10 protein-coding genes and 1 tRNA gene are annotated in these 13,269 nt (G+C 17.3%); 4 read left to right on the forward strand and 7 right to left on the reverse strand.

The features are described from left to right. The first annotated feature begins 49 nt into the window (after positions 1 to 49). Together dnaN and gyrB are read left to right on the forward strand one after the other, a co-directional pair. Positions 50 to 1,168 carry a DNA polymerase III subunit beta gene (gene dnaN / locus NARPIN1_RS00005; protein ID WP_130579014.1) on the forward strand — a complete coding sequence of 373 codons (1,119 nt, stop codon included), beginning with the start codon at positions 50 to 52 and terminating at the stop codon, positions 1,166 to 1,168. 4 nt (positions 1,169 to 1,172) lie between these two features. Further along, positions 1,173 to 3,572, forward strand: coding sequence for a DNA topoisomerase (ATP-hydrolyzing) subunit B (gene gyrB / locus NARPIN1_RS00010; RefSeq protein WP_232021811.1), 2,400 nt, complete (start codon positions 1,173 to 1,175; stop codon positions 3,570 to 3,572). Here gyrB and NARPIN1_RS01265 read toward each other — a convergent pair. The 7 genes from NARPIN1_RS01265 to serS all read right to left on the reverse strand — a co-directional run bounded on the left by NARPIN1_RS01265 (position 3,570) and on the right by serS (position 11,970). Beyond that, a tRNA-Ser gene (locus tag NARPIN1_RS01265) sits at positions 3,570 to 3,654 on the reverse strand. The two genes, gyrB and NARPIN1_RS01265, sit on opposite strands and share 3 nt — an antisense overlap. 7 nt (positions 3,655 to 3,661) lie before the next feature. Continuing rightward, on the reverse strand, positions 3,662 to 5,128 hold the full coding sequence (gene lysS, locus NARPIN1_RS00015; protein ID WP_130579019.1) for a lysine--tRNA ligase: 1,467 nt from the start codon (positions 5,126 to 5,128) through the stop codon (positions 3,662 to 3,664). Between the two features lie 17 nt (positions 5,129 to 5,145). Beyond that, positions 5,146 to 5,910, reverse strand: coding sequence for a PCRF domain-containing protein (locus NARPIN1_RS00020; protein WP_130579021.1), 765 nt, complete (start codon positions 5,908 to 5,910; stop codon positions 5,146 to 5,148). A gap of 27 nt (positions 5,911 to 5,937) precedes the next feature. Then, on the reverse strand, positions 5,938 to 7,680 hold the full coding sequence (gene recJ, locus NARPIN1_RS00025; protein WP_130579023.1) for a single-stranded-DNA-specific exonuclease RecJ: 1,743 nt from the start codon (positions 7,678 to 7,680) through the stop codon (positions 5,938 to 5,940). Positions 7,681 to 7,702: 22 nt separating this feature from the next. Then, positions 7,703 to 9,250, reverse strand: a complete 1,548-nt coding sequence (locus NARPIN1_RS00030; protein WP_130579025.1) for a 30S ribosomal protein S1 — start codon at positions 9,248 to 9,250, stop codon at positions 7,703 to 7,705. A 38-nt stretch (positions 9,251 to 9,288) separates the two neighbouring features. After that, positions 9,289 to 10,578, reverse strand: a complete 1,290-nt coding sequence (aroA, locus tag NARPIN1_RS00035) for a 3-phosphoshikimate 1-carboxyvinyltransferase (RefSeq protein WP_130579027.1) — start codon at positions 10,576 to 10,578, stop codon at positions 9,289 to 9,291. Between the two features lie 123 nt (positions 10,579 to 10,701). Further along, positions 10,702 to 11,970: a serine--tRNA ligase gene (gene serS, locus NARPIN1_RS00040; protein ID WP_130579029.1), complete on the reverse strand. Its 1,269-nt coding sequence runs from the start codon at positions 11,968 to 11,970 to the stop codon at positions 10,702 to 10,704. Between the two features lie 139 nt (positions 11,971 to 12,109). Here serS and infA point away from each other — a divergent pair, with 139 nt between their 5' ends. Together infA and rsmH are read left to right on the forward strand one after the other, a co-directional pair. Next, positions 12,110 to 12,328: a translation initiation factor IF-1 gene (gene infA / locus NARPIN1_RS00045; RefSeq protein WP_130579031.1), complete on the forward strand. Its 219-nt coding sequence runs from the start codon at positions 12,110 to 12,112 to the stop codon at positions 12,326 to 12,328. A gap of 10 nt (positions 12,329 to 12,338) precedes the next feature. Further along, on the forward strand, positions 12,339 to 13,268 hold the full coding sequence (rsmH, locus tag NARPIN1_RS00050; protein ID WP_232021812.1) for a 16S rRNA (cytosine(1402)-N(4))-methyltransferase RsmH: 930 nt from the start codon (positions 12,339 to 12,341) through the stop codon (positions 13,266 to 13,268). The last annotated feature ends 1 nt before the right edge of the window (position 13,269 follow it).

Genomic DNA, 13,269 nt, shown 5'->3' on the forward strand with positions numbered 1-13,269 from the left:
ATTATAATCAAATTATTTAACCAATAAAATTAATAAAATATAAAATATTATGAAATTTTCTATATTATGTAATACATTTATAAAAATGTTAAAAAAAACAAATATAGTATTTAATAATAATTCATTACAAATTTTTAAGAATATTTTAATATTAATAAATAATAAAGAAATAAAAATAATAAGTATGAATTCATTAACAAAAATAATAACAAAAGATAATTTAATAGAATCTAATATAAATAAAATTATTAAAATAAATATATCTGCAAAAAAAATATTTGATATATGTAAAAAAATAGATAAGAATTCAATATTATATTTTAATAAAGAAAACAATTTTTTAATATTAAAATCTAATAAGTCAATATTTTCTATATCAACAATTATAAATTGTAATATTTTAAATGAATTTAATAAACATTATGATAATGATTATAAAATATGCATATCATGTTTATCATTAAAAAACTTAATAAAAAAAACTTATTATTCAATAGGTATAGAAGATACAAGAAAATATTTAAATGGAATGTTATTTGAAATTTATGATAATAAAATAAAAACAATATCTACTGATGGTCATAGATTATCAATATCAGAATTGAAAATTAATTTTGAAATAAAAAATAAAAATAAATATATCTTAACAAAACAAGGAGTTAATGAATTAATTAAATATTTAGATAATATTAATAATAATATATATATAAAATTTGATAATAAAAATATATATATAAAATCAGAAAATTCATTATTTATATCTAGATTATTAAATGAAAATTTTCCAGAATATAATGATATAATATCTAAAGAATTAAAATATTCTATAAAATTAAATAAAAATGTATTAATAGAAGTTATATTAAGAATATCATCTATTTCAAATGATAAATTTTGTTTGATTAGATTAAATTTTAATAATAATAAATTAAATATAAGTTCATTTAATTCAGATCAAGAAAAATCTGAAGAATATATAGATATAGATTATTTATTTGATGATGATATTTTAATTTTATTAAATAGTACTTATTTAATAGAATCTTTATCATCAATAGATGAAGAATTTATATTATTTAAATTTATTAATAATAAATCTTGTATTTGTATAGAAGAATTTAGTAATATAAATAATAAACATATTATTATGCCAATATATTCTTTATAAAATTATGTCAAAATATGATTCTTCAAGTATAAAAGTATTAAAAGGATTAGATGCTGTAAAAAAACGTCCTGGAATGTATATAGGAAATACTGATGATGGTACTGGATTTCATCATATGTTATTTGAAGTTATAGATAACTCTATAGATGAATATTTAGCTGGATACTGTAATAAAATAAGTGTATGTATATATAAAGATAATTCTATATCAGTAGAAGATAATGGTAGAGGAATACCTATTGATATCCATAAAGAAGAAAATATATCAGCAGCAGAACTAATAATGACTACATTACATGCCGGAGGTAAATTTGATAATTTATCATATGAAATATCTGGAGGACTTCATGGTGTAGGAATTTCAGTTGTTAATGCATTATCAGAAAAATTACAATTAATTATATATAGAAATGGATATATATATGAACAAATTTATAGTTATGGATTACCTAAAGATAAAATAAAAATAATAGGTAAATCAAATAATAATGGAACTTTTATAAGATTTTGGCCTGATTTAAATATATTTACAAATAATACTAATTTTCAATTTAATTTAATATTAAGCAGATTAAAAGAAATATCATATTTAAATTCTAATATATCTATCCAATTAGAAGACTTAAGAAAGGATAATTCTAAAAAAATAATAGAAAATAATGATGGTATTAAATCTTTTATAAAAGATTTAATAAAAGATAAAGATGTTATACATAATAATATTTTTTATATGAATTCAAATAAAAATAATATTAATGTAGAAATAGCTTTACAATGGATTAATTCATTTCAAGATATAGTTTATTGTTTTACAAATAATATAAAACAAAAGGATGGAGGTACTCATTTATCTGGATTTAGATCATCTATAACAAAAACTATAAATAATTATATAGAAAAAGAAGAAATATATAAGAGAAGTAAATTAAACATAATAGGAGAAGATACAAGAGAAGGATTAGTATCAGTAATATCTATAAAATATTCTAGTCCTAAATTTTCATCTCAAACAAAAGACAAATTAATTTCTCCAGAAATTAAAAATGTAGTAGAATCTTTGCTAAGTGATTATTTAATGGATTTTTTATTAGAAAATCAAAATGATTCTAAATTAATAATTAATAAAATCATACAATCATCAAAATCTAGAGAAGCTGCTAAAAAAGCAAAAGAAACAATAAGAAAGAAAAATAATGATATATTTAATTTATTAGGTAAATTGTCTGATTGTCAAGAAAATAATCCTGATTTATCAGAATTATATCTTGTAGAAGGTGATTCAGCTGGTGGATCTGCAAAACAAGGAAGAAATAGAAAAAATCAAGCTATTTTACCATTAAAAGGAAAAATAATTAATGTAGAAAAATCAAAAATAGATAAAATATTATCTTCACAAGAAATTGTTTCGTTAATAACTGCTTTAGGATGTGGAATAGAAAATCATAATTTTAATATAGATAAAATAAGATATAAAAAAATAATAATAATGACAGATGCAGATATAGATGGTTCTCATATAAGAACATTATTATTAACATTCTTTTATAGATATATACCTGAAATAATTAATAATGGATATTTATTTATTGCTCAACCGCCATTATATAAAATAAAATTTAATAAAAATGAAATATTTATCAAAACACACAATGAATTAATAGATTTCAAAATTAAATTATTTACTAAAAATATAACCTTATTCTATGATAATAAATCCATTTCTTCTATAGAATTAGAAGAAATATTGAGATTATATATAGATGTAAATAATTTAATAATTAAATTAAAAAACATATATCCTTATATATTACTAAATGAAATTTTAAATAGTGAATATACTATAAATAAAAATGATTTATATAATTTTAATAAAATAAATAAATGGTCTGAAGATATTTGTTTAAATATAAATAAACAATTCAAGTTTGAAAAATGTACTTTTAATATATTCAATAATAATAATATTTTTGAACCAATATTTATTATTAATGATTATTTATGTAATGAATATAAAATAGACAATTGTTTTTTAGAAAGTAATGAATATAAAAAAATATTAAATTTTATTAAAATTAAAAATAAAATAATATTTGATAATAAATCATATATTAAATATAATAATTTAGTAAAAGAAGTTAATTCTTTTAAAGATTTTATAAATTATATAATAAATGATTCAAGAATTAATATAGATATACAAAGATATAAAGGATTAGGAGAAATGAATCCTGATCAATTATGGTACTCAACAATGGATCCTAATAATAGAACTTTATTGAAAGTATTAGTAGAAAATAATAATAAATCAGATAATTTATTTTCTATATTAATGGGTGATAATGTTGAATCTAGAAAAAAATTTATAGAAGAAAATTCATTAAATGTTAATAATCTTGATATATAGAGAGAAGGGGATTCGAACCCCTGAAGAAAAAATTCTTTTCAATTTTCGAAATTGATCCGTTAATCCTCTCCGGCATCTCTCTTATATTATTAATTATCTTTATATCTTATATTTGGAAAAAGTATAATATCTTTTATATTATTACTATTTGTTAAAATCATTATTAATCTATCTATTCCTATTCCTACTCCAGAACTTATTGGTAAACCATATTTCATTGAATCTATATACTCTTTATCAATAATAGAATTATTATTTTCTAATTTTTGATTAGTAAATCTATTTTTTTGATCTTCTGGATCATTTAATTCTGAAAATCCATTTCCTATTTCTAATCCGCAAATAAATAATTCAAATCTATCAGCTATATTGCTATTAATAACATTTCTTTTTGATAAAGGAGAAACATCTATAGGATATTCTGTTATAAAAGTTGGATATTTAATATTTTTTTCTACAGTTTTTTTAAAAATTTCAAATTGAATTCTGCCTAAACTCCATTCTTTTTCTATTAAAATATTATTTATTTTAGATATTAAAATACAATCATTTATATTATTTATATTTATATTTTTTTCTATATTATTAAAATAGTAAATAGAATCTTTCATACTAATAATATTAAATTTTTTATTAAAATCTATATTACAATTTTTAAAATTTATACTAGTTTTATTAAGAACTTTAATACATATATATTTAATCATTTTTTCTACTAATTTAATTAAATATTTAAAATCTACATAAGTAACATATATTTCCATTGTTGTAAATTCTGGATTATGATAAATAGATAATCCTTCATTACGAAAATTTTTTCCTATTTCAAATATTTTATTAAAACCACCAATTAATAATTGTTTTAAATATAATTCTGGAGCAATTCTTAAATATAACTTTTTATTTTTTAAATAATTATATTTTGTTATAAATGGATTAGCATCAGCACCTCCAGGAATATTTTGTATTATTGGAGTTTCTACTTCTATAAAATTTCTTTTATGTAAAAAATTTCTTATTTCTTTTATAAATTTAGATCTAAGTATAAAATTATTACAGGATTTTCTATTAGAAATTAAATCTAAATATCTTTTTTTTGACTTTATTTTATCATCTAATAATCCTAAATACTTATTAGCTAATGGATATAAACATTTAACTAGTAAATATATATATTTACAATTTATAGATAATTCATTAGTTTTTGTTATAAATATAAATCCTTCTACTCCAATTATATCTCCTATATCAATAAATTTATTTTGATATAAATATATTTTTTTAGAAATAAAATTCATATCTAAATATATTTGAATATAATTATCTACATCTTGTATTTTTAAAAATGTTAATTTACCAAATACTCTTTTATTTATAACTCTTCCAGCTATTTTTATATTTTTATTTAATAATTTATGATTTAATTTATTATTATTAAATATATAACGTATATTTTTTATACTATAATTTATATTAAATTTTTCTCTAAATATTAAATTATCGTTTTTAATAGTTTCTAATTTTTTAACTCTTACTATATATTCTTTATTATTCATAATAATTAATATATTAATTATTTATATAATTTATTTTTTAAACATTTTTCTATAAAAATACTTAAATTTCCATTTAATACTTCTTTTATATTATTTGTTTCTAATCCTGTTAAATTATCTTTTATTATTGAATCATCTAATATATATGATCTTATTTGTCTACCCCAACTTATATCTGATTTTAAATCTTCTATTTTTTTATTATTTTTAATTTTATTATTTAATTTTATATTATATATTTTATTTTTTAATCTTTTTAAAGCATTTTTTTTATTTATGTTCTGATATTTACTATCATTAGATTTTACATTTATACCAGTAGGAATATGAAAAACTCTAACAGCTGAATTTGTTTTATTTATATGTTGACCTCCATTTCCAGAAGATTTACAAAAACTAAATTTTATATCATTATTATTTAAATTAACATCTAAATTTTCATCTATATTTTTTTTAATATAAACTGAACTAAAAGATGTATGTCTCTTACCAGAATCAAAAGGACTTTTTCTAACTAACCTATGTATTCCATTTTCTGTTTTAAGCCAACCGTATGCATATTTTCCTTCTACATAAATTAATACAGATTTTTTTCTTTTTATAAAAAACTTATCTTCAGATAATATTTTATATTTTAAATTTTTTATTTTTATCCATTTTATATACATTCTAAATAAAATATTTACCCAATCTTGAGATTCTATACCACCAGATCCAGAAATTATACTAATAAAACATGAAATATCATCAGAATTTGTAAAGAAATCATTATATTTATTCATAAAAAATTTAAATTAAATTTTATTAAATTAAAATAATTCATATGCGTATTCAACTAAAATTTGTATTTTATTATCATTAAAGTATTTAGAATAATATAATTTATATGCTAAAACTAATTTATTAGATTTTAAATTATTCCAAAAATCAATATCTACATTAAATAATATTCCATTTATTATTAATCCATTAAAAGTTTTAACAATAATTTTTAAAATATTTTTATTAAAAAATTCTTTATGTATTAAATAAAATTTACCATCAAATATAGGATATGGAAAACCATTACCCCATGGACCATTATTATTTATATGTTTAACATTACTTAATGTAAATTCACTATCTAATAACTCTCCATCAGACCATATTATTTTATAATTATTATTATCTAAATTATTTTTATTAATATAATTACTTATTTGAATATTAAAAATATTTTTAAAATATTCAAAATTTTTTATATTTAAAGATAAACCTATAGCAAAATTATGTCCTCCAAACTTTAAAATTAAATCAGGATATAAATTATTAATAGAATTTATAATTTCATAAATATTAATATTTTCTATAGATCTACCGGAACCTATTAATATATCATTATTTAATTTAGAAAAAACTATTGTAGGTTTATTAAATTTATCTTTTAATCTAGAAGAAACTATACCTAATATTCCATTATGAAAATCTAAATTATATATTATCAATGAATATTTTTTATCAGATTCATACAAATTATCTAAAATATTTAAACATTTCAACTCCATATCTTTAGATATTTTTTTTCTTATAGAATTTAATATATTTAATTCTTTAGATATATATAATGCTTCATGTTTATCTTCAGTTAATAATAACTTTATACTTATAGACATATCTTTTAATCTACCAGCAGAATTTATACGTGGTACTATATAAAAATTTATATCTAATGTAGATAAATTTTCTATATCTATATTTAAATATTCAATTAAAGTAATTATTCCTAATCTACAATTTTTAGATTTTATTATATTAATACCTTCTTTAATTAAAATTCTATTATTTGTATCAAGATATGACATATCTGCTATTGTACCTATTGCAACTAAATCTAATAAATTATTTATATTTGGTATAGAAATACTATTATTTTTAAACCAATTTAAATTAATTAATTTATTATTTAATGCTTTCATTAAATAATATGAAATTCCAACACCAGATATATATTTAGATGGAAATTTACAATCATTTAAATTAGGATTTATTATAACATTAGCTTTAGGTAATATTTTTTTAGGAATATGATGATCAGTTATTATAGTTAATATATTATTTTTTTTAGCTAAATTAATTTCATCAAAAGATGAAATACCATTATCTACTGTTAAGATAAGTTTACCATTAATAGAAATTATTTTTTCTATTATATTTATACTTAACCCATGTCCATCTTTAAATCTGTTTGGTATTATAAAATCTACATTATTAAATCCCATTTTTTTTAAAGCTATAAAACATAAAGCAGTACTAGTAACACCATCTGTATCAAAATCTCCAACTATAACAATTTTTTCATTATTGAATAAAAAATTTATTAATATATTTATAGCTTTATTTATATTTTTAAATAATTTATAATTAAAAATATTATCTATATTTAAATTTATATCATTAATAGATGTAATTCCTCTATTAGAATAAATTTTTTTTATTATTTCAGGTATATTAAAATTATTTAAATTATTATTTATTTCTTTAGATCTTCTGTTTAATTTAATAAAATCTTTCATTAATTATTAATTTTATAATATTTTATATAATACAAATTATTATTCTATTTTTTATATCAAAATCATGTATTTTAAAATTTAATATATTACCTATATATATATCATCTTTATTTTTAATAGTATTTAAATCTAAATTATAATTTCCTAAAACATAATCATTTATATATATTATTAAATTATTATTATTTATATCAATAATTTTCCCAGGTATTATATCTCCTATTGATTTTATATTTATAAAATCTTCAAATGGATCTTTGAATAATTGTTTTATCCCTAATGAAATTCTATTTTTATCTGTATCTATATTTAAAATAATAGATTTTATTTCATCTCCTTTAGAATATTTATTAATATCATTATTTTTATCTATAAGCCATGAAATATCTGTGATATGTACTAATCCATCTACATTTTCATTATTTAATTCAATAAAAATCCCAAAATTAGTAATAGATTTAATATTGCCTATTACTATATCACCAATTTTATATTTTTTATAAAAATCATTCCAAGGATTTTTCTTACATTGTTTTATTCCTAAAGAAATTCTTCTTTTAGATATATCTATATTTAATATCATAACTTTTATAACTTCATTTAAGTTAACAATTTCATATGGATTTATATTTTTATTTCTCCAATCCATTTCAGATATATGAACTAATCCTTCTATTCCATTTTCTATTTCAACAAAACAACCATAATCTGTTAAATTTGTAACTTTACCTGATATAATTAATCCTTTTGGATACTTTTTAATAATACAATACCATGGATCATCAACTAATTGTTTTAATCCTAAATAAACTCTAAATTTATCATAATCAAATTTTATTATTTTAACATTTATTTCATCTCCAATTTTAACAATTTCAGATGGATGTTTTATTCTTTTCCATGTTATATCAGTTATATGTAATAATCCATCTATACCTCCTAAATCTAAAAATACACCGTAATTTGTTATATTTTTAACAATTCCTTTAACAATATCATCTTTTTTTAAATTATTTATTAAATTTTTTTTTTCATAATTATCTTCAGATTCTATTACAGCTTTTCTAGAAACAACTATATTATTAGTTTTTTTATCTATTTTAACTACCTTAAATTCTAATTTTTTACCTTCCAAATTATATGAATCACTTATAGATTTAAAATCAACAAGTGATCCTGGTAAAAATGCTCTTACATTATTTATTTCTACAGAAAAACCACCTTTTATTCTTTCTATAACATATCCATATATAGATTTATCACATTTATAATATTCTTCTAATTCATTCCAATATTCATATTGTTTAGCTTTATCTCTAGATATTATTGTCTCTCCATAATTATTATCAATTGATTCTAATATAAAATCAATTTCATCTCCTATTTTTATATTTAATTTATCATTATCAATAAATTCATTTATAGGAACATATGATTCAGATTTTAAATTTACATCTACTAAAATAAAATCCTTAAATATATTTATTACTTTTCCTTTTAATATTTCTCCAGGTTGTACATTTATGTTCTCTACTGATTTTTTAAAAAAATTAGAAAAATTTTTTATCATATTTATTAAATGTAATTTATTAAAATTATTTATTTATTTTAAATAATTATTTTTTTAAATGTATCAAAATAATCAGGAAAAGTTTTATTGACACATTTATAATTATTTATTGTTATATTAACTCCTGACAAAGGAATTAAAGAAAAACACATTGCTATTCTATGATCATTATATGTATTTATATATGCACTTTTAAATTTAATAGGAGGAATTATTGATATATAATCTTTACCTTCTATAATTTCAGCACCTATTTTTTTCAATTCATTTGACATTGCATTTAATCTATCAGATTCTTTTACTCTCCAATTATATATATTTCTTATTATAGATTTATTTTTATTATTTACAAATAGAGATACTATTGCTATAGTCATTGCTACATCTGGTATATCATTTGCATCTATATCTATTGAAAATAGTTTATTACTACTACTTTCTATAAAATTATCTCCCCATATTATGTTTGCTCCCATATTTTCTAAAATGTTAGCAAATTTTATATCTCCTTGAATACTATTTTTATTTATACCTATTACTTTTACTGGACCATTTTTTATAGCACCTGCTGCTAAAAAATATGATGCAGATGATGCATCTCCTTCTATATAAATTTCTTTAGGTGATATATATTTTCTATTACCTTCTATGTAGAAAAATTTATAATTGTTGTTATATATTTTTATACCAAATTTTTTCATAATATTTAAAGTAATATCAATATATGGTTTAGATACTAAATTATCTTCTATAATAATAGAAGTATTTTTTTTAGCTAAAGGAGCCATCATTAATATAGAACTTAAAAACTGACTAGATATATTTCCATTTAATGTTATATTTCCACCTATATATCCTCCAAATAATTCTACTGGAGGATATTTATCTTTAATTATATATTTTATTTTTGCTCCTCCACTTCTTAATGCATCAACTAAATGATTTATGGGTCTTTCTTTCATTCTATCATCACCTATTAATTTTATGTTACTTTTAACTAAAGATAACATAGATAATAAAGGTCTTATTACTGTACCAGCATTTCCTATGAATAATTCTATTTTTTTATTATTTAATAAATTTATATTAAATCCTTCTATTTCATAAGAATTTAATTTATTTTTAATTTTATTTATTTTTATTCCTAATGATTTTAAAGAAATTATCATATAATTAACATCATCACATTTTGGTATATTATGTAATATAATCTTACCCATAGAAAAAGAAGATAATAATAAAACTCTATTTGATATACTTTTAGATCCAGGAATGACAACTTCACCTTTAACACTATTTATTGAATTTATATTGATATTATCTTTCATAAAGTTCCTTAAATTAATTTATTTAATACTTAAATTTATAAATTTTAATATATTATATATTTAATATTATCATTAAATTAATTAATTTAATATAAAAATATTTTAATGTAAATTAATTTATTATTATAATCTATCTTTCATATATGGAAGTAATATTTTTGGTATTTTTATATTCATATCTTTTTCTTGATAATTTTCTATTAATGCAGCCATTGTTCTTCCAATAGCTAAACCTGATCCATTTAATATATGAATTAAATTAATTTTATTATCTAATGTTTTATATCTAGCTAATATTCTTCTTGATTGAAAATCACTTGTATTAGAACATGATGATACTTCTATATATTTATTTTCATATGGAAACCAAACTTCTAAATCATATGTTTTACATGAACTAAATGATGTATTATTAGCAGATAATAATACTTTTCTATAGTGTAAATTTAATAATTGTAATATATATTCAGCATTATTAGTTAAAGATTCTAAACTATTAAATGAATCATTTGGTTTTACAAATTGAACCATTTCTACTTTATCAAATTGGTGTAATCTTATTAATCCTTTAGAATTACTTCCATATGAACCAACTTCTGATCTAAAACAAGAACTATTAGAAACAAATTTTATAGGTAATTTATTTTCATTTAAAATAGTATTTCTCATAATATTAACTAATGGAACTTCAGATGTTGGAATAAGAGCATGTGTTAATTTATTATTATTAAAATTATTTAAATAAAATAAATCTTTTTTAAATTTAGGTAATTGTCCTGATCCATATAATGATTCATTATTTACTATTAAAGGAACATATATTTCTTCATAACCATGATTTTTAATATGTATATCTAACATAAATTGAGATAATGCTCTATATATTCTTGAAAAATTATTTTTCATAATTATAAATTTTTTTCCAGATATTTTAGATGAAGAATTAAAATCTATATAATTATTTAATTTTCCTATAGTTATATAACTTTTTATGTTAAAATTAAATTTTCTTTTTTCTCCCCAATAATATACATCTATATTTTTAGAATTTTTACCAGATGGAACATCATTAGATAATATGTTAGGTATTTCATATAAAATATTATTTATTTCGTAATTTAAATTTTTTATTTTTTCTTTTAATAAATTAATTTTAATATTTATATTATTTATATTTTTATATAAATTATTTATATTACTATTATTTTTATATAAATATAATAATTTTGATAATTTATTTTTATTAAAAATAGAATTATTTAATTTAAATTTTAATTTTTTTCTTTCATCATCTATTTTACTTAAATATTTTATATTTATATTACATCCTCTATTTTTAAATTTATTTATATATAAATAAATATTTTTTTTTATTAGTTTTAAATCTATCATATTTATAAATTAGATTTAATATATTTATTAATGTATTATATATTATAAATAATATTTATTATTATAAATATATTAATTTAATATATTTATTATTATTATATTATTTTGTATTAATTTAATAAAATACTAAAATTAAATTATGAATAAAAAAAATATTTCAGAATTTTATGGTGTAGTTATAAATACATTACCTAATACAATGTTTAAAGTAAAATTAAATAACGGAAATATAATTATTGCTTATATATCTGGAAAAATAAGAAAAAATTATATAAAAATATTAAATGGAGATAAAGTTATTGTAGAATTAACTCCATATGATTTAAAAAAAGGTAGAATAATTTTTAGAAGTAAATAAATTATATAAAATGATAAATCATATTCCTGTAATGTTAGATGAAGTAATAGAAAATTTAAATATAATAAAAGATGGAATATATATAGATTGTACATTTGGTTGTGGTGGTCATTCTATGGGTATACTTAAAAAATTAGGTAAAAATGGTAAATTAATATCTATAGATAAAGATATAGAATCTAAAACGTTTTCAAATAAAATAACTGATAATAGATTTATATTTATAAATGATAATTTTTCAAATATTAATAAATATTTATTAAATTTTAATCTTGTTGGAAAAATAAATGGAATTTTATTAGATTTAGGTTTATCCAGAAATCAAATATCTGATTCTACTAGAGGATTTTCATTTTTAAATAATGGACCACTAGACATGAGAATGAATAAAACTAAAGGATTAAAAGCGTATGATTTTATAAATAATGAATCTGAACAAGTAATATATAATGTTTTAAAAAAATTTGGAGAAGATAAAAATAGTAAAAAAATAGCTAGAAATATAATTATAAATAGAAATAAAAAAAAAATATTAAAAACATTTGATTTAAAAAAAATAATTTTAAATTCATCTAATAATATAAAATCATTAGCTAGATGTTTTCAAGCAATAAGAATTTATATAAATAATGAAATTAAAGAGCTTAATTGTATATTAAATTTAGTACCAAATATTTTATGTTTTAATGGAATATTATCTATAATAACATTTCATTCTATAGAAGATAAAATTGTTAAAAATTTCTTTAAAATATCTAATGAAGAACATATTTTTTTAAATAAAATTCCTATTACAAATATAGAATATATAAATATTAAAAATAAATTAATAAAAATGATAGAAATTAATAAGATTAAACCTTCTTTAAATGAAATTAAAAATAATAATTCTTCTAGAAGTGCAATATTAAGAGTATTCAAAAAAATAAATAAATTTTAAA

It is taken from the genome of endosymbiont of Pachyrhynchus infernalis (assembly GCF_004296515.1).
Classification (GTDB): Bacteria; Pseudomonadota; Gammaproteobacteria; order Enterobacterales; family Enterobacteriaceae; genus Nardonella.

Excerpts from the sequence above, each read along its gene's own strand:
- dnaN (WP_130579014.1), top strand. The coding sequence starts at position 50 with ATGAAATTTTCTATATTATGTAATACATTTATAAAAATGTTAAAAAAA.
- gyrB (WP_232021811.1), top strand. The coding sequence starts at position 1,173 with ATGTCAAAATATGATTCTTCAAGTATAAAAGTATTAAAAGGATTAGAT.
- lysS (WP_130579019.1), bottom strand. The coding sequence starts at position 5,128 with ATGAATAATAAAGAATATATAGTAAGAGTTAAAAAATTAGAAACTATT.
- NARPIN1_RS00020 (WP_130579021.1), bottom strand. The coding sequence starts at position 5,910 with ATGAATAAATATAATGATTTCTTTACAAATTCTGATGATATTTCATGT.
- recJ (WP_130579023.1), bottom strand. The coding sequence starts at position 7,680 with ATGAAAGATTTTATTAAATTAAACAGAAGATCTAAAGAAATAAATAAT.
- NARPIN1_RS00030 (WP_130579025.1), bottom strand. The coding sequence starts at position 9,250 with ATGATAAAAAATTTTTCTAATTTTTTTAAAAAATCAGTAGAGAACATA.
- aroA (WP_130579027.1), bottom strand. The coding sequence starts at position 10,578 with ATGAAAGATAATATCAATATAAATTCAATAAATAGTGTTAAAGGTGAA.
- serS (WP_130579029.1), bottom strand. The coding sequence starts at position 11,970 with ATGATAGATTTAAAACTAATAAAAAAAAATATTTATTTATATATAAAT.
- infA (WP_130579031.1), top strand. The coding sequence starts at position 12,110 with ATGAATAAAAAAAATATTTCAGAATTTTATGGTGTAGTTATAAATACA.
- rsmH (WP_232021812.1), top strand. The coding sequence starts at position 12,339 with ATGATAAATCATATTCCTGTAATGTTAGATGAAGTAATAGAAAATTTA.